Source organism: Solibacillus cecembensis, from assembly GCF_050272495.1.
In the GTDB taxonomy this organism is placed as follows: domain Bacteria; phylum Bacillota; class Bacilli; order Bacillales_A; family Planococcaceae; genus Solibacillus; species Solibacillus cecembensis.
On sequence record NZ_JBNNMF010000023.1, the window covers coordinates 1 to 24,691 of the forward strand.

The 24,691-nt window shown below is 37.6% G+C and carries 27 protein-coding genes; 14 read left to right on the top strand and 13 right to left on the bottom strand.

The window, feature by feature from the left end; translation table 11 throughout:
* Positions 1-78: 78 nt before the first annotated feature.
* The 4 genes from ACQKIH_RS17655 to ACQKIH_RS17670 are packed head-to-tail and all read right to left on the bottom strand — an operon-like array spanning position 79 to position 4,178.
* Entirely contained in the window at positions 79-1,173 is a 1,095-nt protein-coding gene (locus tag ACQKIH_RS17655; protein ID WP_427768061.1) for a GerAB/ArcD/ProY family transporter, read from the bottom strand.
* Positions 1,174-1,185: 12 nt separating this feature from the next.
* On the bottom strand, positions 1,186-1,431 hold the full coding sequence (locus tag ACQKIH_RS17660) for a hypothetical protein (protein WP_427768062.1): 246 nt from the start codon (positions 1,429-1,431) through the stop codon (positions 1,186-1,188).
* An 8-nt stretch (positions 1,432-1,439) separates the two neighbouring features.
* A complete protein-coding gene (locus tag ACQKIH_RS17665; protein ID WP_427768063.1) occupies positions 1,440-2,627 on the bottom strand; it encodes a Ger(x)C family spore germination protein in 1,188 nt (395 codons plus the stop codon).
* 27 nt (positions 2,628-2,654) lie between these two features.
* Complete coding sequence (locus ACQKIH_RS17670; RefSeq protein ID WP_427768064.1) at positions 2,655-4,178, bottom strand: spore germination protein; 1,524 nt, start codon at positions 4,176-4,178, stop codon at positions 2,655-2,657.
* Between the two features lie 309 nt (positions 4,179-4,487).
* On the opposite strand from ACQKIH_RS17670, the gene ACQKIH_RS17675 reads away from it, so the two are divergent.
* Positions 4,488-5,156, top strand: a complete 669-nt coding sequence (locus tag ACQKIH_RS17675; protein WP_427768119.1) for an IS6 family transposase — start codon at positions 4,488-4,490, stop codon at positions 5,154-5,156.
* Between the two features lie 153 nt (positions 5,157-5,309).
* Positions 5,310-5,498, top strand: a complete 189-nt coding sequence (locus tag ACQKIH_RS17680; protein ID WP_427768065.1) for a hypothetical protein — start codon at positions 5,310-5,312, stop codon at positions 5,496-5,498.
* A gap of 708 nt (positions 5,499-6,206) precedes the next feature.
* Here the strand turns inward: ACQKIH_RS17680 and ACQKIH_RS17685 are convergent.
* Complete coding sequence (locus ACQKIH_RS17685; RefSeq protein ID WP_427768066.1) at positions 6,207-6,380, bottom strand: hypothetical protein; 174 nt, start codon at positions 6,378-6,380, stop codon at positions 6,207-6,209.
* Between the two features lie 294 nt (positions 6,381-6,674).
* Between ACQKIH_RS17685 and ACQKIH_RS17690 the strand changes: the two genes are divergently transcribed.
* The 4 genes from ACQKIH_RS17690 to ACQKIH_RS17705 all read left to right on the top strand — a co-directional run bounded on the left by ACQKIH_RS17690 (position 6,675) and on the right by ACQKIH_RS17705 (position 8,370).
* A complete protein-coding gene (locus ACQKIH_RS17690) occupies positions 6,675-7,001 on the top strand; it encodes a hypothetical protein (RefSeq protein WP_427768067.1) in 327 nt (108 codons plus the stop codon).
* 45 nt (positions 7,002-7,046) lie between these two features.
* Positions 7,047-7,481: a hypothetical protein gene (locus ACQKIH_RS17695; RefSeq protein WP_427768068.1), complete on the top strand. Its 435-nt coding sequence runs from the start codon at positions 7,047-7,049 to the stop codon at positions 7,479-7,481.
* Positions 7,482-7,745: 264 nt separating this feature from the next.
* Positions 7,746-8,024, top strand: a complete 279-nt coding sequence (locus tag ACQKIH_RS17700; protein ID WP_427768069.1) for a hypothetical protein — start codon at positions 7,746-7,748, stop codon at positions 8,022-8,024.
* Between the two features lie 145 nt (positions 8,025-8,169).
* Positions 8,170-8,370, top strand: a complete 201-nt coding sequence (locus ACQKIH_RS17705) for a hypothetical protein (RefSeq protein WP_427768070.1) — start codon at positions 8,170-8,172, stop codon at positions 8,368-8,370.
* A gap of 404 nt (positions 8,371-8,774) precedes the next feature.
* On the opposite strand, the gene ACQKIH_RS17710 is transcribed toward ACQKIH_RS17705, so the two are convergent.
* Both ACQKIH_RS17710 and ACQKIH_RS17715 read right to left on the bottom strand, forming a co-directional pair.
* Complete coding sequence (locus ACQKIH_RS17710; protein WP_427768071.1) at positions 8,775-9,401, bottom strand: nitrite reductase; 627 nt, start codon at positions 9,399-9,401, stop codon at positions 8,775-8,777.
* Between the two features lie 98 nt (positions 9,402-9,499).
* A complete protein-coding gene (locus tag ACQKIH_RS17715; protein ID WP_427768072.1) occupies positions 9,500-9,718 on the bottom strand; it encodes a heavy-metal-associated domain-containing protein in 219 nt (72 codons plus the stop codon).
* A gap of 400 nt (positions 9,719-10,118) precedes the next feature.
* On the opposite strand from ACQKIH_RS17715, the gene ACQKIH_RS17720 reads away from it, so the two are divergent.
* The 6 genes from ACQKIH_RS17720 (at position 10,119) to ACQKIH_RS17745 (ending at position 15,260) form a co-directional block, all read left to right on the top strand.
* Positions 10,119-11,072 (top strand): cation diffusion facilitator family transporter, encoded by a 954-nt coding sequence (locus tag ACQKIH_RS17720; RefSeq protein WP_427768073.1) that lies wholly within the window; start codon positions 10,119-10,121, stop codon positions 11,070-11,072.
* Positions 11,073-11,173: 101 nt separating this feature from the next.
* Positions 11,174-11,506 (top strand): metal-sensitive transcriptional regulator, encoded by a 333-nt coding sequence (locus ACQKIH_RS17725; RefSeq protein WP_427768074.1) that lies wholly within the window; start codon positions 11,174-11,176, stop codon positions 11,504-11,506.
* A 191-nt stretch (positions 11,507-11,697) separates the two neighbouring features.
* Positions 11,698-12,015, top strand: a complete 318-nt coding sequence (locus ACQKIH_RS17730) for an ArsR/SmtB family transcription factor (protein ID WP_427768075.1) — start codon at positions 11,698-11,700, stop codon at positions 12,013-12,015.
* 132 nt (positions 12,016-12,147) lie between these two features.
* A complete protein-coding gene (locus ACQKIH_RS17735) occupies positions 12,148-12,480 on the top strand; it encodes a metal-sensitive transcriptional regulator (protein WP_427768076.1) in 333 nt (110 codons plus the stop codon).
* Positions 12,481-12,563: 83 nt separating this feature from the next.
* Positions 12,564-12,770, top strand: a complete 207-nt coding sequence (copZ, locus tag ACQKIH_RS17740) for a copper chaperone CopZ (protein ID WP_099423335.1) — start codon at positions 12,564-12,566, stop codon at positions 12,768-12,770.
* Between the two features lie 78 nt (positions 12,771-12,848).
* The gene (locus tag ACQKIH_RS17745; protein ID WP_427768077.1) at positions 12,849-15,260 is read left to right on the top strand and encodes a heavy metal translocating P-type ATPase; all 2,412 of its coding nucleotides are present in this window, start codon (positions 12,849-12,851) and stop codon (positions 15,258-15,260) included.
* A 374-nt stretch (positions 15,261-15,634) separates the two neighbouring features.
* Here ACQKIH_RS17745 and ACQKIH_RS17750 read toward each other — a convergent pair whose 3' ends face one another.
* The 5 genes from ACQKIH_RS17750 to ACQKIH_RS17770 form a co-directional block, all read right to left on the bottom strand.
* Positions 15,635-15,976, bottom strand: coding sequence for a hypothetical protein (locus tag ACQKIH_RS17750; protein ID WP_427768078.1), 342 nt, complete (start codon positions 15,974-15,976; stop codon positions 15,635-15,637).
* 223 nt (positions 15,977-16,199) lie between these two features.
* Entirely contained in the window at positions 16,200-17,708 is a 1,509-nt protein-coding gene (locus ACQKIH_RS17755; protein ID WP_427768079.1) for a hypothetical protein, read from the bottom strand.
* Between the two features lie 6 nt (positions 17,709-17,714).
* Positions 17,715-18,620 (bottom strand): hypothetical protein, encoded by a 906-nt coding sequence (locus ACQKIH_RS17760; protein ID WP_427768080.1) that lies wholly within the window; start codon positions 18,618-18,620, stop codon positions 17,715-17,717.
* A gap of 6 nt (positions 18,621-18,626) precedes the next feature.
* A complete protein-coding gene (locus ACQKIH_RS17765) occupies positions 18,627-18,902 on the bottom strand; it encodes a hypothetical protein (RefSeq protein WP_427768081.1) in 276 nt (91 codons plus the stop codon).
* A gap of 6 nt (positions 18,903-18,908) precedes the next feature.
* Positions 18,909-19,346, bottom strand: coding sequence for a hypothetical protein (locus ACQKIH_RS17770; protein WP_427768082.1), 438 nt, complete (start codon positions 19,344-19,346; stop codon positions 18,909-18,911).
* Between the two features lie 1,597 nt (positions 19,347-20,943).
* Between ACQKIH_RS17770 and ACQKIH_RS17775 the strand changes: the two genes are divergently transcribed.
* Positions 20,944-21,762, top strand: coding sequence for a cupredoxin domain-containing protein (locus tag ACQKIH_RS17775; RefSeq protein ID WP_427768083.1), 819 nt, complete (start codon positions 20,944-20,946; stop codon positions 21,760-21,762).
* 15 nt (positions 21,763-21,777) lie between these two features.
* Positions 21,778-23,286 (top strand): hypothetical protein, encoded by a 1,509-nt coding sequence (locus ACQKIH_RS17780; protein ID WP_427768084.1) that lies wholly within the window; start codon positions 21,778-21,780, stop codon positions 23,284-23,286.
* A 174-nt stretch (positions 23,287-23,460) separates the two neighbouring features.
* Here ACQKIH_RS17780 and ACQKIH_RS17785 read toward each other — a convergent pair whose 3' ends face one another.
* The gene (locus ACQKIH_RS17785; RefSeq protein ID WP_427768085.1) at positions 23,461-24,660 is read right to left on the bottom strand and encodes an acetyl-CoA C-acyltransferase; all 1,200 of its coding nucleotides are present in this window, start codon (positions 24,658-24,660) and stop codon (positions 23,461-23,463) included.
* Positions 24,661-24,691 lie beyond the last annotated feature (31 nt).

Consider the following 24,691-nt stretch of genomic DNA (forward strand, 5'->3'; position numbering starts at 1 on the left):
TGTACAAAATAGCCAGCTATCTGAAAAAATTCAGATAGCTGGCCATTCGTCGTGCGTACCGTAGAGGTGCGCTATTTTTTATAATTCGGGCTTACTTCTAAACTTAGCTACGAAGAGCAATATTATTGGTAAGAAAATAGAAAAAATAGCTATGATTAGTGGCCAAGTCTGTTGGTTATATTTATCGGAATGAATGTTGTTCTCATGAACAATTTGAGAAAGAGCTATAGCAACCATTCCAAGTGGTAGAATTAATGGTCTATGATCCTTTAGTTTTAGCATTTGGCTTAGGCCGATTAAAGAAGCATAAAAATATATATAAGCTCTTACAAATATTGTGACCATCCACATAAAAGCCATTATAATCTCAATGCGTTGTAAAAAGTTTCCGACAGAAATTTTTTGAGCTAATGTATAACTCGGAAATGTTCTTAATGATGTATTGGTTACACCTAATACTAAAATCGATAACGCTATAAAAGTAGTTATAATTAATCCTCCAATGATTGTACCAATGTAAAAGCCCTTTTTACCAGATTGAAGGTTATTAATAGCAGAAGGAAAAATCATTAATAGAACGATTAATGGAAACGAAAACAGACCCATGAAATGTAATAGACTATATATTAGTGGAGGAATGGATACTTCAAAAACCGGTTGAATATTTTTAAAATCAATTTGTGGTGAAACAAAGAACAAAAAAATAATAAATATGAACAAGAAAACTGGAAACAGTATTTCTACCGTACGGGCAAAAACTTCTATACCCTGATATGCCGCAAATAGAATAATAAAGGTGAAAAATATGGAAAATACGGCCTGCGGTGTTTCGGGCATCACCTCTGTTTGTAAGAAATAACCTATGAAGTACAGTAACTCTCCTGATGATAGAAGTGTTAACAGCACAAATCCTAGAGAAACAAATTTTCCAATAAAGCTTCCTAAAATTTTTTCAGTTACTTCTACAAGAGAAAGGTTCGTCATTTTATTTGATAAAACAATATATAGCTTAATTAAAAGTAAGCTTAATAAAGTACCTATAGTTGCTACAATCCAAGCATCTTGCTTTACTTCTAGAGCTATGCTTGCTGGAATAATTAGTATTCCTGTTCCAACTGTATAGAGAATAACAATTATTGTGAATTGTCGGGAGCTTATCAATTGTTTTTCCATAATATATGCCTCTTATAAATTATTTTTATTTAGCAATGTTTCTATTAGAAAGTCACTGATTGGTTGAAAAAAATAAATAATTGCGTCCAATGGGCTGATAATGAAGAAATTTAAACCAATAGCAATGTTTAAGGATGTCCCAATGATTAACAAAATAGAGAATGTCAAAGTTAGTTTAGTACCGCCTTTTTTTAATTTAGGAAGTTCAATTAAAATAATTACAATTGAAATCATAAATATGCCTAACGTGATTAGCATAATCATTTTTACTCCTTTAATTTCGAGTTTTGCAAAGTCCCTATTCCTTGTGTATTGACATTAACTTTAACATTAACTTCTACTTCAGGATATATTGTTTGCCAGTCGTCTTTAATCTTTTTCCATTCTGTAGGGTCAGCACGATGAATCGCATCCGCAAAACCAAGTACATCTGCTTGATAATGTTCTTGAAGAATTTTCAGCACTTGAACAATGCTTTTTTCAATGGTTTTTTCAGTTTGATTATTTATCCAATCCATAGTTTTTATTTCTGTCAAATTAATATCACATTTGACCTCAGCAACATTTTGAACAACATCGATGCTAACATTTATTGTAGGCTTGCCATCCTTAATTATCCCTTTTGTTTTAGTTTTAGATTGAGTAATTTCCGTTGTTAACTCTCCATCAGAAGGACAAGCAATAATTTCAATTGTTGATTTAATATTATCGTTTAAATAATTTAAACTTTTACTTTCATATTCATCAATAAAACCTAATAATTTATCCTCTTTAAAAATAGCGAGGCCAGTAAACTTAAGTATTACGGGCGTTTCTATTCTTTCTACGTTTGCTTGGTCTATGCCTAAACTTTTATCCCCTTGTACTTCAATGGCTGATAGAGCAAAATCGTGGTTGTTTACTCCTAAATATGTCACTAAATCTTCAATATCAACTTCTAAAGTGGAGCCCCATGCATCTTCCATACCTTTTAAAGAATTTAACATTTTATTGGCAGGGATTTTTTCGATTGGGGTTAATACATTTAAAACATCCTTTGCAGTTGCTTGCTGAGATACGATAATTGTAAAATCATTTCGTAACTCTTGATCTCTAGCTAAAAAATCAACGGTATCTCGTAAACCGTTTACAGCTAATTCCTCACCGATAACTACTATTTGTAAATGAGCAAAATATAGTTTTCTAGGGGACAAGGCTAATATTTTTCGAACAGCTTCAAATACTGTTTTTCCATTAGCGTGATAGGTGACAACTGGTGCTTGTCCACCTCCAGATTGTTTGGAGGAAACCTGACTAGGATTAATTACTTGTACAGATATGGCGTATTCACCATCAATAAAATCAATACCGAGCGCTGCAACAAGTGCTAATTCATTTAATTCACGTTTACTCCAACAACCGCTTAAAATTAAAAGTAGAAAGATGATTGGTAAAATGAATAGTTTCTTCTTCATTGAGTTACCTCATTTATCATTTAATGCTTACTTATTTTTACGACCTCTCACATTATTAGTTTGACTGATCAATCTTGGGCGAGTAAGTAATGAACCACGAGGGAATATTATTAAAGCATCCTTTTGATCTTGAGGAATTAAAGGTGCAAATGGGCTCATATATGGTACGCCAAATGAACGTAAACTACATAAATGTATAATTAGAAACATTAGTCCTATAAAGATTCCAAAAAGTCCAAACATAGCTGCTAAGACCATTAATGGGAAGCGTAACATACGGATTGAATTGGATAGACCATATGCAGGGAAAAGAAAACTACAAATTGCAGTTAAAGCTACAATTATGACCATAGCTGCTGAAACAATTCCTGCCTCAACGGCTGCTTGACCAATAATTAATGTTCCTACTATAGAGATTGCGGGTCCAATCATCCTAGGCATCCTTAGACCTGCTTCCCTTAAAACTTCAAATGCAATTTCCATAATAAAAGCCTCGACAATTGCTGGAAATGGAATACCTTCTCTTTGTGCATATATACTGATCAGTAAGGGTGTTGGAATCATTTCCTGATGAAAAGTCGTTAAAGAAATATATAGAGAAGGCGCAACTAATGCCAGGCTAATTCCAAAAAAACGAATAAGACGGACAAACGAACTAATAATTGCGTTCTGATAATAATCCTCTGCAGATTGCAAAAAAGAAGAGAATAATGCAGGTACAATTAAGACAAAAGGTGTACCATCTACTAAAATAGCTATTTTTCCTTCAAGTAAGTCTCCAGCTATTACATCTGGACGTTCTGAATTAAAAACAGTAGGAAATAAGGTGAACTTTGAATCTTGAATTAATTGTTCAATATAACCACTCTCTAAGACACTATCAATGTCTATTCGATCTAATCTATCAAGTACTTCCTTAACTATTTTTTCATCGGCTATTCCATTTATATACATTACAGCTATTTCTGTTTGAGTAACTTTACCAATAACTCTAGATTTTATCCAAAGGTTCGGGCTTTTAATTTTCCGTCGAATTAAGGCGGTATTGGTTCTTAAAGTTTCAGTAAATGATTCCCTAGGTCCTCTAATTACAGACTCCGTTGCAGGCTCTAATATGGCTCTGTCTTTGGCACTTTTTGTACTTGTAGCTATTCCTTTTGTACTACCATTTAATAAGATAACGGTATCCCCGTTTAAAATTGCGTTAAATAATGATGGGAAATCTACAATATCTTTTATACTCCCTACAGATAAACACTGAGTTTTTAATTGCAATGTAATATCTTGCAAAGTAGTTTCAGAATTTATTTCAAAATTTCTAATAATAGATTCTATTATAAAATCCGTAACCGAAGTATTATCGGCAAGACCATCCGTAAAGATAATTGCTATTGGTATCTCTATAGGTTTTCCTATCATAAATTCACGGATAATAATATCATTGCTATTACCTAGTGAGTTTTTAATAGTCTTAATATTTTTTAGGAGAGTTTGTGAAAGAAAGTTGATTGTTTTATCTTCTGAGAAATTACCTTTTTCTATATTACTCACTACAATTATCCTCCTTTATTGTTCTAATTAATAGAATATGCATAAGTTTAAGGGAATATACCAAACTTATTGAAGGATATTAGATTTAATAGATTAGGGCATATTAAAAGTACCTTTTAAATAATCTTTTATACATATAAAAAACAGACAACAAAATTTTATTGTCTGTTCTAAGGCCTATTTATTCACCTATAATATGAGATTGATCAAATGAACCGATTCTGGTGCAAAAACTTCAAGACAATGGCAATTAAACTCTAAATCTTGGACATACTGATACTATTACTCTAAAAACGGTGTGTGATCAGTATCGAAAAGCAAAATGTATTCAAGTGGAAACATTATCAACCTGAGATTATTTTGTTAACAGTGAGATGGTATCGGCGGTACAACTTGAGCTTTCGTAATTTAGTTGAGATGATGGAAGAACGTGGTTTATCAATGGTCCACACAACCATTATACGATGGATTCATCAATATGGATCGGTATTAGATAAAAGAGTTCGACGTCATCTTAAGCCAACAAATGATTCCTGGATAGTCGATGAAACTTTTATCAAAGTAAAAGGTCAATGGATGTATCTATATCGTTCCATTGATTCAGAAGGGAATACCATTGATTTTTATTTAAGTGAATCAAGAGATAAACAAGCAGCCAAGCGCTTTTTTAAGAAGACCTTGGCTTTTTTGCACGTTTCTAAGCCTCAAGTGATAACATTAGACAAGAACCCAGCTTATCCCATCAGTATCCAAGAATTAAAAGAAGAAAAGCAGATACCCGAAGGCATCCAACTAAGGCAAGTTAAATATCTCAACAATATCGTAGAGCAGGATCATCGCTTTATTAAAAAACGAATTCGCCCGATGCTTGGATTAAAGTCCTTACGGAATGCCAATCGAATTATTGCTGGGATAGAGGCTATGCACATGATCAAAAAAGGAAAGACTCTCCAAGGGGAGAAGTCCGTCCAAAATTAAAAAGAATTCATCCATCAACTGTTTGGATTAGCTGCTTAAGACCAGGGGTCACTAGAAATCATTCACTTTATTATATTTTCTTCAAGTGTTTGCACCAAAACCATGTTTTCGTGTATATTAACTTTAACATTAGTAATTACTGTTTTTACTCCTATGGGAAATGCAGAAGTTAATTTACAAAAAACAGAAAAAGAGTTAGGTTATATACCTCAAGAATATACAGATTTTAATAATGAAGACAAAAATATAAATGCATGTATCGAAAAAAATAAAACATTAGATTTTTCTGATTCTTCAGTTACTACATATAAATCTTCAACGCAAGCACCTTCTTGCAATTAGTGTGTAATTGATGAATTCGCGAAAACTTGGAAGATGCCTTAGGAATTTTCTAGTTTAGGTGATGCAATAGAAGCACTATCAACTGGAAAACAATTATTAGCTGCAGAACATCTAATTAAAGCTGGTGTTAAAGGTGGTATCCATGGAATAGTATTGACTTTAGGATATATCCAAATTAAATGCATAGGTGCTTAATAGTTAAAAAAGTCGTCATAATAACGACTTTTTTTTGATATTATTTTTAGTAACAAAATGATAAGTGGTAAAGTAAATATCAATATAAATGATTTAATCCAAGTCATTTCATCCCCAGCTACATATTTCCATAACATCACGCCTAAATAGACAAAAGTAAAGATAAATAAGTATATCAAAATATATTTTATTAATGATTTAAATTTATTACTTTGAGAAGTCAAAATCCCACCTCATTTCCAATATTATAATAACATATTAAATATGATTTCAGGTGACGAAATGGGATATAGTGGAATTTGTTGTGATAATTTAGCGAAACGATTCCTTTATAGTGAGCAGGCACGTGATAGACTTGTTGGGTCTTAGCCAGTGTTTTTAGCGAACGTAACTGGCTTGGTCCTGGCTAGTTAATCATTTGACGAAAGGCACGCTTTAAAGCTCGTGTAACTGTGGCGAAAAGAGACTACCTTTAAAACGCATTTAAAGCCCCTTATGATCTTTGAAATGTGTTCATTCCTTATTATTTTTTTCTGCTTTTATTTTTTTAAGCCTAATAAGGTCTTTAAATTTGGACATTAAATCTTTCACACATTGGTCACTTTTATATTCTGTATTCCCGTTTTCAACAATATCCAATCTCGCATATACTAGTTTTAAAAATGACTTTACATCTTTTTCTTTCATAACATCTATAGTCTTCAAAATATCTTCGAATTGCTTTACGGCTTCCTCATTGGCTAGTTTTTTTAAAACATTTAATCCCGCCTATAAATTATCCTAACTTATCCAATATTGTACTACAAATCTATATAAAAAAATGTTCCCAAATGAAGGACGTTTTAGGTATGTTTATGCTTTAGCTAACGAGCCAATTTAGTTCGATGGGGATTATGGTTTTCATGGTAAAGTAATTTATAAAAGGATTTATGAATCTTTAGGAATATGCTTTTTTAATTATGATATAAGGGGTAGAATAATATGGATGATTTAACAGTAACGGAATGGCTAGTAAAAGAGCAATTAAGTTCAGACGAAATAGATTTTCTTTTAACATTTATTCCAAATATTTCGGTAATAAAAGTACAGCCTGATAAAACAATTGTAATCTGTCAATCGTTAAATAATCAATTTCCAAAAGCTAATTTAAAACAAGAAGAGAATTATCTGGATTATGATGTGTTTGAATCTATTATTAGAAAATATACAGTTAATAAGATTTCGGTAAAAGAATTATTAATTCGTATGTCTATACAAAAATTCTGTAAGCCTTTATGTGTTTTTTTCTGCAATCGAAAATATAGTTAGTAACACCCAATATTTTGAAAGTAAATATTTGTAGAGGGAGTAAATATGAACAATATAAATGTATTAGAAGAAAGAATTAAACGTATTGAGGAAGAAATTCACCATATTGATAGGCTTGATGGAACAACTTTTGAATTAACGGAAAAGTTAAATAAAGCTGTAGGGCTATTAATCAGAGTGGTTGAGAAGAACGAACAGATTGATAAAAAAGATTTAGACTATTTACTTTTAAAATTAAGGGTGGATGCTAATAAGTATTATGAGGTTCCTACAATAATCCACAAAGCAGCAATTAACTATAAAAGAACTGGTGAGTATCCAACCTTTTACGAAATTCATCAAAGTATAGTATCAGCACTTTCTCTTACTGAAAAAGATAAACAAGATTTTTCTATTGAAGTAACTGAAAGCCTGTTAAAAAGATATATGGATATAGAAGAAATTTTACCTGTATGTGAAAAAATTCTTTCAACAAAATGATTTGTATAATGTATTTATTCTAATAGGAGTTTTAGTGCAACAAAGATTATAATGTATACAAACTAAACCTAATAAACGTTCTCAAATGAAAGTTAGGTAACGATTCCCCATTCATTTTGAGTGGGGGGTGCTTTTAGCTGTTTATAATCAGTATGTCCCCAAACCACACTTTGTGAGGGTTTATGTTTTATCAACGAAAAAATTATCGAAACATTTCGTGATTTAATCCGTAAATGTAATAATAGTTTTAAAGGAGAAATTTTCATGGAATTTAATATTTTTTATGTTTTGATATTATTTATTTTTATTTATCTACTCTCTACTGTCATTAAACTTAGTAGTCGTGTCAAAGGTTTGGAATATAAGTTGGAACAGATTTCTAAACAATTTGATGTACCTGAAAGCCCAATAAATAACGAATTAAGACAACTCTTAAAAGAAGGTAATGATGTCAAGGCAGTAAAAAAAGTAAGAGAAACATTAGGGCTTTCATTAGTAGAAGCTAAACAATATATTGATGTTTTAAAACTTGAAGTCAAATAGTTTTACTAAAACAAGCTGATTTGTAAGAAGTTCGTTTGTTTGTATGCAAACATTAACATTTCAATTGTACTGTTATACATGTGGAAATTAAATAACGTTCCCAAATAAAAGTTAGGTAATTATATAATTAAAGGCGTGATAAAGGTTGAGCAATAAAAATAATTCTAAACTTGAAAAATGGCGCAATAATTATGCTGCGTTAGTTGTCGCTATAAGTTGTTTATGTAGTGTTGTTGTAAGTTGGGGAGAGAATTGGTTTATGTCTGCATTGTTATCAGTAGGGGTAATAATTTGTGGAACGATTGGTTTCTTTGATTTAAAACGTATTTTTAAAAAGGATATTTAAAAAGGATATTTAAAATTTGCTCAACTAACCCGTGCTTTATTGAAACAACGATTTATAAAATATACAAGAATTATCCTAATAAATGTTCCCAAACAAACGTTTGAGGATACACCATTAAGCCACGAATGTTGTTAAAATCAACGTTTTGTGGCTTTCCTTATGAACATTGTGTATACGATGTTTTATGAGCTTTCTTCAAAAGTCAGTCATAGCAATGTTTAAGTGGTATTTGGAACACAACTACACTATCGAATTTAATGAATAATATTATGCATATTTCTTAACGTTGTAAATCCGCATTATTCTGACGCTACCCCTTATAAAAATGTACAACATCCTGTACCATTAAAAATACCTACACAAGGTAAGATATTTCCCACATGTAGGTATTTCTTTAAAATCCTTTAATTTAAAATCTGAGCTGTAAGCAAATCAAAACCATATCGATTTAGGAATTTGGAGAAGGATTCACGCTTTTTACCATGCTCCGTATAAACAGCTAAAATTTTGTCAATAAGGGTATATAGTTCGTCAGGTTGTAATTGCGCTTTTACGAGTGTTCCAACTCTCGCGTCAGCCCCCTTAGCATATCCACCAATGTATAAATCATAGCCATTTTTAACTTTTAATACACCAATGTCATTTACAAGAGGTTCTCCACATCCGATAGGGCAACCTGCATATGCAGGGCGAAGTGTGAAGGGAACAGGTTTGCCGGCAATTCGTCGATTGATTTCCTTAGCAACGGGCATTCCTTCTTGTTCTTCTCCTTTACAGAAATTACAGTGACGTAAACTTTTTACGTAATTTCCAACAGGGTAAACAGACAAGCCAGCTTCATTGAACTTTTTCGTTATGACATCAACTTCACTTTCAGCTACTTGAATGTATAGCTGTTGAAACGTTGTTAATTCTAATTCTTCATTACCTAAATATTCTGCAAGTAATACAAGCTGCTTTGCATTCAATTTTGAACCAAAGGCGATGCCCCCATTAACAGCTAACTTTACATTTCTTTCGATTTCAGTCATAAAAATAGTTACCTTTCTTTTGAAGAAACACTTCCTAGTATGTTTTTCATTATTTATTTATATATTTTGTCATTTAATGGTTAATTTTTTTATATTTATTAGTTGTTATTGTCGACTACTGTATAACCGAGTGACGTAATCGCTTGGATCATTTGTTCGATTGATGCGCGGTTTTCATCATACGCCACTTTAACAATACCTTCTCCTACATTGACTTCGATTTCCATCGTATTATCAATTTGGTGAAGACTATTGTTAATTTTCTTTCCACAGCTTCCACATGACATTCCTTGTACGTTAAATTTTAAATTTTGCATAGTTTAAGACCTCCTTTTATAGTGGATTTAATACGTATAGGGGGTATGTGAAAAACAAAAAAATTATCAACTGTACACAGGTGGAAATCTCGAGTGAAATATAAATTATCGCCCCAAAAAGTGTGCGCTAGATGCGTAAATGAATCATCTTTACCATTTCCCTATTGCAATCATATTACTATACCTTAGTATGGTATGTAAATAGGTGAAAAAATTTTTTTAAAGAAAGTTTACGTATACAGTGTTCGTCCCTATTATATACCCTTGATTTATTGTAAAAAACAGTATACCCCTCGAAATTTATGTATTGACAAAAAATGAAAAACTCCTTATTATCGATATATGAACATATAATCATATATTGGTTGTATACAAAAATGAATTAGATGGAGGGATAGTTATGTCGGGGCATCATGATCACAATCACGCACATAGTGCAAATAAAAAAGTGTTACTCATTTCTTTTTTAATCATAACGAGTTATATGGTTGTCGAAGCGGTAGGGGGGTATGTGACGAACAGTTTGGCCCTGCTTTCTGACGCAGGTCATATGCTAAGTGATTCCATTTCACTTGGGATCGCTTTACTAGCTTTTACGTTAGGGGCAAAAGCAGCGAATCATAGTAAAACCTATGGCTATAAACGTTTTGAAGTGTTAGCAGCGATTTTTAATGGTGTGACGCTTATACTTGTCGCGCTGTTCATTTTCGTTGAAGCAATTGAACGTTTTGCGAATCCACCTGAAGTTGCGACGACCGGTATGCTTGTTATTAGTAGTATTGGTTTAGCTGTGAATATTATTGTCGCTTGGATTATGATGCGCGGCGGGGACACGGAAGAAAATTTAAATATGCGAGGGGCTTATCTTCACGTTATTAGTGATATGTTGGGCTCGGTTGGTGCCATCATTGCAGGCTTGCTCATTCTATTCTTTGGATGGGGCTGGGCGGATCCATTAGCGAGTGTCATTGTGGCAATTCTTGTTTTACGGAGCGGCTACTATGTAACAAAAGCTTCGTTACATGTTTTGATGGAGGGAACACCTCAAAATGTTGATGTAGACGATGTTGTAAAAATAATTGAACAGAAGAATGGAATTAAAGGGCTGCATGATTTGCATATTTGGTCGATTACAAGTGGTTTGAATGCACTTTCTTGCCATGTCGTGGTGGATGACCAAATGACGATTGCGGAAGGCGAAAAACTACTTCGAATAATAGAGCATGATTTACAGCATCTAAATATTCAGCACGTTACGATTCAACTAGAGACAGGTGCACATCAACATGATCATTCGATTTTATGTACTGCGAAAGCCGATCCACCCGATGCACATGCACACCATCATCATTAAAGGAAAACAGTTTGCTTTCCTAAAATAGCTTAAATCCTGAGACTATTTTGTCCAATCGATTTGTGTATAATAAGGTAAGTAGTCAGTAAGGGGGCTTTGTTTTGGAAAATAAGATTGAAGTATTGAATGAGTCGACAGAAGAAACTGTGGCATGTCGTAAAAGTCATCACCCAGAGCATGTGAAGAAAAATTTAACAGTACGTTTAAATCGTATTGAAGGCCAAATTCGTGGCATTAAAGGGATGGTCGAGAAAGATGTGTATTGCGATGATATTATTACACAAATTTCGGCAACGCAATCGGCATTAAATAGTGTGGCGAAAATTTTACTAGAAGGTCACTTAAAAGGCTGTGTCGTCGATCGTTTAGCTGAAGGTGACGAAGAAGTATTAGATGAATTACTTGTTACCGTTCAAAAGTTAATGAAAAAGTGAAGCCTATATAGCAACTTATATAAGAAGAACACCTAAAACAGGGGAAAAAACAATGACGTTTTTCTCCTGTTTTTAAAATCGTTCACTTAAAGTAGTTCCTTTTGACTTTCTATGATACAGTCTCAATATTAATTGTTACATGAACATATGCTCATATTAAAATGGATTTATTAAAGGAGGCATCGTTTAGAATGAAAGAAGAAGTACAAACTAACCCACATGAATTAGATGAAGAAACATTGTTTGTTGTATCGCAAACATTTAAAGCGTTAAGTGATCCAACACGAATTCGCATATTAAATTTACTGTGCTGCGCAGAACATTCGGTGAATGATATTTCAGAAGCACTGAATTTAGGACAGTCTACCGTATCTCATCAACTACGATTTTTAAAAAATTTACGATTAGTAAAATTTCGCCGTGAAGGAACAACTTTATTTTATTCAAGTGATGATATCCATGTAATGAACTTATTGCATCAAGCTATAGACCACGCAAAACATGAATGATTGTGATGAATAAAGATAGCTATATTAAGGATTGGAAATTAATTTTAAAATAAATTAAAAATAATTTATTTTTTCACTTTACATACCCCACTTGGGTATGGTATTATAAAAACAAGGTTAGGAGGCGAGTAATTGAAAAACTCATTAGAAGATGTTACTTGTCATGCTGAAGAAGAAGCATCATGTCGCAAAAGTCATCACCCTGAAAAAGTAAAAAAAGATCTATCGACTCGCTTAAATCGCATAGAAGGTCAAGTTCGAGGCATTAAGGGAATGATTGAAAAGGATGTTTATTGTGATGATATTATTACACAATTATCCGCAACTCAGTCAGCTTTAAATAGTGTCGCGAAAATCTTACTTGAAGGGCATTTAAAGGGTTGTGTCGTCGATCGTTTGTCAGAAGGTGACGAATTCGTGTTAGATGAATTGCTTGTCACAGTTCAAAAGTTGATGAAAAAATAAGTGAACAATCTTATAGAGCTTAGCGGTATATCACCCTATGTTGTATAAATTAATTTATAAAAGAATAAGGGAGAGAAGAAATTATGCAAAACGTAACATTAAATGTAGAAGGAATGTCTTGTGGGCATTGCGTTAAATCAGTAGAAGGTAGTGTTGGTGCTCTAGCAGGCGTTAACGAAGTCAAAGTAAATTTGGCAGAAGGTTTAGTGGAAGTTGCTTTTGATGAAGCACAGGTTTCACTAGATCAAATTAAAGAAACAATTGACGATCAAGGCTACGATATTAAATAAAAAGGAGTGCTCTCGCAGCACTCTCTTCTTTACAAAAATACATACCCCTATACGGTATGAGGAGAGGTGAATAACAACATGAGTTCAAATCAAAAAGAAGTGAATATGCAAATAACTGGAATGACATGTGCGGCATGTGCAACGCGTATTGAAAAGGGCTTAAATAAAATGGATGGTGTCGAAGTGGCAAATGTCAACTTAGCACTGGAAAAATCCTCAATCAAATACGACCCATCTAAACTAAGTGAAGCTGATTTTGAGAAAAAGATTGAGGCACTAGGCTATGGTGTTGTGAAACAAAAAGCAGAGTTCAATATTACGGGAATGACGTGTGCAGCATGTTCGACACGTATTGAAAAAGGTTTAAATAAGATGGAGGGTATTGCATTAGCGAACGTGAATTTAGCGCTCGAAAAAGCAACAATCGAGTTTAACCCTTCTGAGGTATCGATTGCAGATATTATCGCGAAGGTTGAGAAATTAGGATACGGTGCACATCAAAAGCAAGATGAAAAAGACACGACCGATCATCGTGAGCAAGCGATCAAAAAACAGCAAAAGAAATTTATTATCTCTGCAATTCTTTCATTACCATTACTTTGGACGATGGTGGGACATTTCAAATTTACATCATTCATATATATGCCAGATTTTTTAATGAATCCTTGGGTACAAATGATATTAGCAACACCTGTGCAATTTATTATTGGGAAACAATTTTACATGAGTGCCTATAAAGCACTTCGAAATGGCAGTGCCAATATGGACGTTTTAGTTGTGATGGGGACGTCCGCTGCTTATTTTTACAGTGTTTATCAAGCAATTATAACGACAGGTACACATCACGAAGCACATCTTTATTTTGAAACAAGTGCTGTCTTAATTACACTCATTTTACTAGGGAAATTATTTGAAGCAAAAGCAAAAGGGCGTTCTTCGGAAGCAATTAAAAAGCTAATGGGACTTCAAGCTAAAACGGCAATAGTCGTTCGTGATGGCATCGAAAAAGAAATTCCATTAGAAGAAGTTGTGATTGGTGATACGATTTTAGTAAAACCAGGCGAAAAAATTCCAGTAGACGGTGAAGTATTAGAAGGTACAACAGCTGTTGATGAATCGATGCTAACAGGTGAAAGTTTACCGGTTGATAAAGTATCGGGTGACGTTTTATACGGTTCAACAATAAATAAAAATGGCTTTATTAAAATGACGGCAACGAAAGTAGGTCGTGATACAGCATTAGCTCAAATTATTAAAGTTGTGGAAGATGCGCAAGGTTCTAAAGCGCCAATTCAACGATTAGCAGACCAAATTTCAGGTGTTTTCGTACCAATTGTTGTCGGAATCGCAGTTGTAACGTTCTTAGTTTGGATTTTATGGGTAACACCAGGTGACTTTACAAAAGCACTGGAAGTGTTTATTGCGGTATTAGTTATTGCATGTCCATGTGCGCTTGGCCTTGCTACTCCAACCTCAATTATGGCAGGTTCTGGTCGTGCAGCTGAATTTGGCATTCTTTTCAAAGGCGGCGAGCACTTAGAACAAACACAAAGTATTGATACAGTCGTTGTTGATAAAACGGGTACGGTAACACATGGTAAACCAGTCTTAACAGATGTTATTGTCGTAAATGGTGAAGAGGAAAAATTCTTATCACTCATTGGTGCGGCAGAGAAACAATCAGAGCACCCATTGGCAGAAGCAATTGTGGCAGGCATTGTAGATCGTGGTATAGAACTTGGCGACGTTCAATTTTTTGAGGCAATACCTGGATATGGTATACAGGCAACGGTTTCAGGGCAAGGCGTAGTCGTTGGTACACGAAAATTAATGGCGCAATATGGTATCGATATTAATGCAGTAATACCGAAGATGGAAGAATTAGAACGCAACGGAAAAACAGCGATGCTTGCTGCGATTAATGGTCAGTATGCAGGTTTAGTAGCAGTTGCAGATACAGTGAAAGAAACATCGAAAGAAGCGATCCGTCGTCTACAAGACATGGGCATCCATGTGATTATGATGACAGGTGATAACGAACGTACAGCGCAATACATTGGAGAACAAGTGGCTGTAAATGCGGTGATTGCAGAAGTATTACCAGAGGGCAAAGCAGAAGAAGTGAAAAAACTGCAAGCTCAAGGGAAAAAAGTTGCGATGGTTGGTGACGGAATCAATGACGCACCTGCATTAGTGACAGCCAACATCGGGATGGCGATTGGGACAGGAACAGATATAGCGATGGAAGCTGCGGACATTACACTAATCCGTGGTGACCTTAACAGTATTGCGGATGCGATTTTAATGAGCCGCAAAACAATGCGCAATATTAAACAAAACCTATTTTGGGCATTTGCCTATAATATAATGGGGATACCAATTGCAGCTATCGGATTATTAGCACCATGGGTAGCAGGTGCTGCAATGGCATTCAGTTCTGTATCAGTTGTATTAAATGCGCTTCGTTTACAACGAGTGAAATTAAAATAAGAATGTGTAAAATGATGCTGTGCCAAGATGATTTCATTTGGTGCAGCATTTTTTTTGTGGATAAAGGGGGAAGTGAATCGGAAATGTATAAGAATTACTTGAAACAGAAACTTTGATCCCAACGATCTAATGTAGGAGGCGTAATATCATATTCACTAGCTATGTCTGCACGTGATATACCATTTTCATAATGCTTCATTAATAGAAAGGTTTCTTACTTATTGAATGATGGGACAAAAGCTTGTTTCTATAATAAATTTGCTGAAATGTTCCTTGCAGAATTATCTTTTGTACCATAATATTAAAAGCTAATGAAGCTGACGTAAAAGACTCATAAAGTAATCTTTTACGTCAGCTCCGGAGTTTTATAGCATTTACTTAATGTGTAATTCTACCATAGAGGGGTTTTTGCTGTTTTTAGAAATCTTAATACCTGAGCTGCCCATTTTTTGAGTAATCTCAAAAATTACCGAACCCTTTACATTTGACACATCTATTCTATAGACTTTCTCTGATTCAGGCTCTAGTGTATCTATATGTGTAGATTGGTCGTCTACATAAACAGGTAATAATTCTTTTGTTGGGGAATTTTTACTATATGCATTTATGGTGATTTGACGACTAAGTTTTTGGTTATTATTTTTGACTTTCACATATAGGCTATCGCTATCTTCCTCCGTAGGAATTGTACAGCGTGAGACAGTTGTGTTTGACATGTAGCCTCCTCCAATTCTTTTAATTTTTAATCTTTTTTGAGAGATTTAATAGCATCAAGTATAGCTTTACGATTACTATTTTCTCCTTGTAACAATTCATTCAACATAATCGTGAATTTTGAAACTAGTTCATCTTTATTGTCTGAATTCTGGTTACCCATTAAGCTTTGCATCATAATAAGTGAAGATAGAGTCATAGCTATATATCCAGCACTATTATCGGTTACGTTGATGACGGTATTGTTTCCGTTTGTAAAGGTATTGTGTCCAGCGTCAGCGGTAGCATCAGCGTCAGCAGTAGAGTCGGCGTCAGCAGTAGCATCAGAATCAGCAGTAGAGTCAGCGTCAGCAGTAGCATCAGAATCAGCAGTAGAGTCAGCGTCGGCAGTAGCATCAGAATCAGCAGTAGAGTCAGCGTCGGCAGTAGCATCAGAATCAGCAGTAGAGTCAGCGTCAGCAGTAGCATCAGAATCAGCAGTAGAGTCGGCGTCGGCAGTAGCATCAGAATCAGCAGTAGCATCAGAATCAGCAGTAGAGTCAGCGTCAGCAGTAGAGTCAGCGTCGGCAGTAGCGTCTGCATCAGCAGTAGAGTCAGCGTCGGCAGTAGAGTCCGCGTCAGCAGTAGCATCGGCATCAGCAGTAGAGTCAGCGTCGGCAGTAGCATCAGCGTCAGCAGTAGAGTCAGCGTCGGCAGTAGCGTCCGCATCAGCAGTAGCATCAGCGTCGGCAGTAGAGTCCGCGTCAGCAGTAGCATCGGCATCAGCAGTAGAGTCAGCGTCGGCAGTAGCATCCGCGTCAGCAGTAGAGTCCGCATCAGCAGTAGCATCCGCGTCAGCAGTAGAGTCAGCGTCGGCAGTAGCGTCCGCATCAGCAGTAGCATCCGCGTCGGCAGTAGAGTCCGCATCAGCAGTAGCATCAGCGTCGGCAGTAGCATCAGCGTCGGCAGTAGAGTCCGCATCAGCAGTAGCATCAGCGTCGGCAGTAGCATCCGCGTCAGCAGTAGAGTCCGCATCAGCAGTAGCATCAGCGTCAGCAGTAGAGTCCGCATCAGCAGTAGCATCCGCGTCAGCAGTAGAGTCCGCATCAGCAGTAGCATCGGCATCAGCAGTAGCATCAGCGTCAGCAGTAGAGTCCGCATCAGCAGTAGCATCAGCGTCAGCAGTAGAGTCCGCATCAGCAGTAGCATCGGCATCAGCAGTAGCATCGGCATCAGCAGTAGAGTCAGCGTCGGCAGTAGCATCCGCGTCAGCAGTAGAGTCAGCGTCGGCAGTAGCGTCGGCATCAGCAGTAGCGTCCGCGTCAGCAGTAGCATCCGCGTCAGCAGTAGCATCGGCGTCGGCAGTAGCATCCGCGTCGGCAGTAGCATCCGCGTCAGCAGTAGCATCGGCGTCGGCAGTAGCATCCGCGTCAGCAGTAGCATCGGCGTCGGCAGTAGCATCGGCATCAGCAGTAGCATCGGCATCAGCAGTAGAGTCAGCGTCAGCAGTAGCATCGGCATCAGCAGTAGAATCCGCGTCGGCAGTAGAGTCAGCGTCAGCAGTAGCATCAGCGTCGGCAGTAGCATCGGCATCAGCAGTAGCATCGGCATCGGCAGTAGAATCCGCGTCAGCAGTAGAGTTGGAATCAGCAGTAGAGTCAGCGTCAGCAGTAGCATCGGCATCAGCAGTAGAGTCCGCATCGGCAGTAGCATCAGCGTCGGCAGTAGCGTCCGCATCAGCAGTAGCGGTAGCATCCGCGTCTACGTTAGAGTCAACGTCAGCAGTAGAGTTGGAATCAGCAGTAGCATCCGCATCGGCAGTAGAGTCAGCGTCGGCAGTAGCGTCCGCATCAGCAGTAGCATCAGCGTCGGCAGTAGAGTCCGCATCAGCAGTAGAGTCCGCATCAGCAGTAGCATCGGCATCAGCAGTAGAGTCCGCATCAGCAGTAGCATCAGCGTCGGCAGTAGAGTCCGCATAAGCAGTAGAGTCAGCGTCGGCAGTAGCATCCGCATCGGCAGTAGCATCCGCGTCGGCAGTAGAGTCCGCATCAGCAGTAGCATCGGCATCAGCAGTAGAGTCCGCATCAGCAGTAGCATCCGCGTCGGCAGTAGAGTTGGAATCAGCAGTAGAGTCAGCGTCGGCAGTAGCGTCCGCATCAGCGTCGGCAGTAGCGTCGGCATCAGCAGTAGCGTCCGCGTCAGCAGTAGAGTCCGCATCAGCAGTAGCATCCGCGTCAGCAGTAGCATCCGCGTCAGCAGTAGCATCGGCGTCGGCAGTAGCATCCGCGTCGGCATCAGCAGTAGCGTCAGCAGTAGCATCGGCGTCGGCAGTAGCATCCGCGTCAGCAGTAGCATCGGCGTCGGCAGTAGCATCGGCATCAGCAGTAGAGTCAGCGTCAGCAGTAGCATCGGCATCAGCAGTAGCATCCGCGTCGGCAGTAGAGTCAGCGTCAGCAGTAGAGTCAGCGTCAGCAGTAGCATCGGCATCAGCAGTAGCATCGGCATCAGCAGTAGCATCGGCATCGGCAGTAGAATCCGCGTCAGCAGTAGAGTTGGAATCAGCAGTAGAGTCAGCGTCAGCAGTAGCATCGGCATCAGCAGTAGAGTCCGCATCGGCAGTAGCATCAGCGTCGGCAGTAGCGTCCGCATCAGCAGTAGCGGTAGCATCCGCGTCTACGTTAGAGTCAACGTCAGCAGTAGAGTTGGAATCAGCAGTAGAATCCGCGTCGGCAGTAGCATCAGCATCGGCAGTAGAGTCAGCGTCAGCAGTAGCGTCCGCGTCAGCAGTAGAATCCGCGTCGGCAGTAGAGTCAGCGTCAGCAGTAGAATCCGCGTCAGCAGTAGAATCCGCGTCAGCAGTAGCGTCCGCATCAGCAGTAGAGTCAGCGTCAGCAGTAGCATCGGCATCAGCAGTAGAATCCGCGTCAGCAGTAGCAGTAGCGGTAGCATCCGCGTCTACGTTAGAGTCAACGTCAGCAGTAGAGTTGGAATCAGCAGTAGAATCCGCGTCAGCAGTAGAGTCCGCATCAGCAGTAGAGTCAGCGTCGGCAGTAGCATCAGCATCGGCAGTAGAGTCAGCGTCAGCAGTAGCGTCCGCGTCAGCAGTAGCGTCCGCGTCAGCAGTAGAATCCGCGTCAGCAGTAGAGTCCGCGTCAGCAGTAGAATCCGCGTCGGCAGTAGAATCCGCGTCGGCAGTAGAGTCAGCGTCAGCAGTAGCGTCCGCGTCAGCAGTAGAATCCGCGTCGGCAGTAGCATCCGCATCGGCAGTAGAGTCAGCGTCGGCAGTAGCGTCCGCATCAGCAGTAGAGTCAGCGTCGGCAGTAGCGTCCGCATCAGCAGTAGAATCCGCGTCGGCAGTAGCGGTAGCATCCGCATCAGCAGTAGCAGTAGCATCAGATGATAAGCCCCGGTTTAAATCTTCCTCATTTCCCCAGGGGTTCCAAGCGTTACATCGCTTGCAACTTCTACTATTTTCATTACACTCGTAATTACAATGTTTACATTTCTTACTTTCCATCTAGTAGTTTCTCCTTTCTAAAATAATTGTCAAGCTGATAAAATATTACTTGACTGTATAGAGTATGATTTTCGAAATTATTGTTCTAGTTTATTTGACTATACTAATAAATAATTCGTTTAGAGTTTAAATGCCCGTTACCATCTCCTTTAAAACAGTAGGGGTGACGTATGGCCAATAGCTATTCCTAATCAATTAACCTGCCTGTTAGTTGAACAAGAAAATAGATTCTCCCTCAGAGATTTCAATCTTACAATTGGCATAGTCTTCACCTCTACAGAAATTACTATAATCACCTAAATTTCCTGAGTAATTGTGATAAAACCTCCTTTCTCCAATCTATACTATGAATAGTTTTGTATTGGAGAGGTGTTATTTATCCAATTAAGTAGTATTTTTTGTTTAGAAATTATAAAAATATATTAATCTAAATTTGCATAGTGAATTGATGTAAAAACCTTTAAAATATAAGAAAGTTGAAAAAAGGGAACCAATAAAAACATAAAGGTAAGTATTACAAAAGTACAAATGGTTGAAGAATTATCGAAAGCTTGGGTAACAAATAGTTTAATTTGAACACCATTTTCATAAGAATGAGGGTGAATTAACAAGTTTAGGGGATATATTACTTGGGAATATAAAGGTATGTACTTGGTGTTATTATTACTCTTGAATTTCTTGAAGAATTTTAAAATACGATAAGATAATTGGTAAAACTCTCAAATTTCCTCTTGTTAAACGTGGTGGCATTAACTCACTCAGCCTAAGCTTGAAACGTTAGATGGCGAAAAAAGAGAGATTCCATATAAAAGGTAAGTTACCACACCAACATTTACAGGAGGAATCTCACTGGGTAAAAAATACCGCGGTTTTCACACGACATTAAAACATTATTTCTCAGGAAGAAATTGATGAGATCCTAGCTGGGCTTCAGTTTGAAGATAATGTTCGTAAATGTGATATATCCACTTTCTTAAAGTACTTTGTTGGTGTTGCTACATTTGAATGGAAAAGTTTACACTACGCTGCTGATGTTGCACAAGTGGAAGGCTTGAAGTTTGTAGGTTATTCCACGCTTTCGAATCGTTGAAACGACTGGACTTAGCCAGGATGGTCCAATAGGTGTGTGATAATTATATGGAAAATTTATGCTGTGCCAAAATGATATCATTTTGGCACAGCATTTTTTTGATTTGTCATTCTACCAAAATAATTTACTAAGCAAAGAATTATATCAATATAAAATATAGGACTAGGAGTTAAAGGTACCAGTTTAGGGTAAGTAAACACTATGAGTGAAGTGTTTACTAGCTTATACGAGGAATGGATTCTCATAAAATATCAGTCTAAAGTATGAAATAATCAAACTTTCGAGATTTTCAAATAATATTATTGTTAGTATATGGATGTATAGGTATAATATGTTAGTGAATTAAGTGTTAGAAAATTTAGAATAAACTAGGAGGGTTCAATATGAAAAAGAAAACATCAATCTTAGCGTCATTATTTGCAGCTACTATGATTTTAACGGCTTGTAGCGATGATACTGATACAGCTGAGAAAACAGAGGTAAACGCGGTACCACAAGAAAAAGAAGCAGGTGCACTTGTTATTACAGGCGACACAGTAACAGAGCAAGGGGGCTGTGTATTAGCAAGCCGCTTCTCAGCGGGTGACAAAATCGTATTTCGAAATAATGTTATTGACGGCATTACAAATGAGCAAGTAACAGAAGCGAAAGTACAAGTGCATTTATCTACTGGCGAAGTTCTTGATATGACATATGGTAAGCACGGAGATGATAATTTCTGGGTAGTGGCATATCCTGTTACAGCCGATACACCAACAGGTACACTTGGTTACACAGTAAAGGCGGAATACAAGGATCAAACAGGTGAATTCAAGCCGTTCAACGTAGCGCCATCACTTTTAACAATTGTTTCTGATGAAGTGTTACAAACGAATGCAGAACCGGAACCAGAAAAAGAAGAAGTAGATTTAACGAAAGTGGTAACGAACCAAAAAGTGGAGATTATCGGGAAAAACTTTGAATTCCACGGTCCAGCTGGCGAAAAAGAGTTTTATGTAAAAGCTGGTGAAGAAGTAACGCTTTCTATGAAAACTGAAGACGGTACGCATGGTCTGTTTGTGGAAGGGTTAGATGTAAAGTTAGACAAAGATGGCTCTGTTAAATTCACTCCGGAAAAAGCAGGGGAATATAAAATCGTTTGTAGTATTTTCTGTGGCGCAGGTCATGGCGATATGACAGCAAATTTAGTAGTGGTTGAGTAAGAGGGGGATATTTGAATGAAGGTTCCAATGAAAAAAACATGGCTACTTTTGCTTGCTTTAACTAGTAGTATTGCTTTAGCTGCTTGTTCAGACACAGAGGACAATACAAAAGTGGATATAGATAAAGAAGTAACAGATGTTTCCGCAAAAAAAGAAAAAGCCGTTGAAGAAAAGCTATTAAATAATATTACATTATCGAAACCACGTGGCTTTGTACGCGATGAAGTTGAATTTAATGTGACGGATTTAGCAGCCGATAAACCGGTTGAATTAGTGTGGAATTCTATTGATGGTAAGTATATTGTAGAAGATTTATATGCCGTAATTGGTCCGGAGTTTACAGAAAAAGAAATTACTATACTTGAAGGTACAGCAGATGCAGCCGGTAAATGGGCTGGGAAATTTAACGTTCCAGAAGGCTTTGGAGGTGACTTTACACTTTGGGTAAAACAATATGGTAAAAAAATCGGGCAAGTTGGCTACACAGTTGACCCGTCGTTTGTAATGGAACCAGAATCAGGTCCTGTTGGTACGGAAATCTCCATTAAAATGGAAGGTCTAGGCTGGAGTACGTATATGCGTAACTGGCAATTAACGTATGACAATAAATATACAGGGTTAGTGACGGGTATATCTACAAATGGTACTGCCGTAGCAAAAATTCGTGCTGCAGGTTCAGTTGGTGATCATGCAATCCGTTTACGTACAGGCTATTTAGGTATGCAGTACATTAACTACCAGCAATCGCCTTATCCGGATAAACCAGCACCAGACTTCATGTTTAAAATTACAGAAGGTGTAGCACCAACAATTGCCAACCATGTAGAACCAGCACCAGTTGCAGCAGATGGTGGTGTCGAAATGCCAATACTTAAGCAAAAGAAAGATGTAAAGGTTGCACTGAGTGTTGAAGAGGGGATTGTTGGAGACCCTGTTAAATTAACATCTAGTGGTTTACCAAAAGACACTGAAATCGAGCTTGTATGGAACACGATGAAAGGTAGTCGTGTGAGTGGTAAAGGTTTTGGTGAAGAGGTAATGACCTTAGATAAAATTAAAACAGATGCTTCGGGTAATTTAAGTTATGATTTCCCAGTTCCAGATGACTTAGGAGGAATTCCTCACCGTCTTGATTTAGTTGCAGACGGCGAAGTATATGGCCAAGCGTACTTACGTATTTTGCCATCGATTGTTGATTTCTCACCAAAATCAGGACCAGTAGGCACAAAAATTTCGATTACGATTAAAGGTGGCGGTTGGACTGAGTTCGACAATGCTTACTATTTAACGTATGACAATGCATATACAGGCTATTTATGTGCCTTTAACAGCCAAGGTAATTTAACATTCGACGTTATTGCCACGGGTGATGTGGGGCACCATTTAATTGACCTTTACCCAGGAATTTACAAACAGCAAGAATTATCTACGGATATGACATTAATTCCACAATTAACGTATTCAACGGATCACCCTGGTTCTTCAATGCCAGCAATTCGTTTAGGATTTGAAGTAACGGAATAATTTGAAAAGGGCATGACCTGAACGGAGAACAAGTGCGTGGATTTAACATGTATTTTAGCTCCTTCATGAAATAATATAAAAAGCCGATTTGCCACACAATTAGTGACAAATCGGCTTTTTTAAATTGGAAACTTGTATTCAATCCTACAACGTAATCGTGTTAAATATAAACTTTCATAGCTTTTCAATAATCATAGCAGTACCTACACCACCACCACCGCTTAAAACAACAAGTCCATATTTCCCATTTTTTCGCGTTAGCTCATCTAATAATGTACATATCATCATTGCTCCAGTAGCCCCTAATGCATGACCCATGGCAATTACACCACCGTTTGGATTGAATTTTTCAGGATCCACTTGCCAATCATTCATAGCTTTTAAAGTAGTAGATGCATAGGCTTCATAAAATTCAATAACATCCATATCGTCCATTGTAAAATTACTTTTCTCTAGTAATTTTTTAGCCGCCTTTTGTCCACCTATAAGTAACATCGGATGGTCACTCGCACTCGTGCTACCAATTATTCGGGCAATTGGTGGGATGCCTAGTTGTGTTTGTATCGTTTCTGAACCGACGACAATTAACGAAGCGCCATCCGCTAATGACGGGGAATTTCCTACGTGATGTAAATGCTTAATAGTAGAAAGATTCTCAAATTCTTCTTGAACAATTTCACGTTGTTTAGGAGTGAAGAACTTTCCGAAGCTCGGTTCTAAGCCAGCAAGTGATTCAACAGTCATTTCTGTTCGTATTAATTCATCTTGAGCGAGTAATACACTGCCATCTGAATTTTTGACGGGAATAAGCGATTCGTTAAAAACACCATTCCTTGTTGCGATGGAAGCGCGTTGATGGGATTGTACAGCGTAAGCATCTAAATCCTCTCTTTGCTGATTTTCAATTGTACTGATTAAATCCGCAGAGATGCCCATATGAATAAACTTTGTCGTTTCACTTATATGAGGATTAGAAAACCATGCACCTTCATCTGCGAACATTGGTACTCTGGATACGGATTCAACACCACCCGCAATAATTAACTCGTCTGAGCCACTCTGTACTTTATTTGCTGCAATAGCCACTGCGTCTAGTCCAGATGTACATAATCGAGTAACGGTAATACCGGGTACAGTATAAGGCAAGCCAGCATATAATGCCGCTGTTTTCGCAATATTTGAACCTTGATCTTTTATTTGGGTTACGCAACCTAATACAACGTCCTCTGCTTGTTCAAGTAGACCGTGATTTCTCGTTTCTAATGCTTCGAATAGTTGAGCGACTAACTCGATAGGCTCTATTTCTTTGAGAGAACCATTTTTCCTAGTTGAGCCCCTCGGTGTTCGCACTGCGTCATATATATATACGTTCATGAAACATTCCTCCTAAGAAAAAGGGATTTCC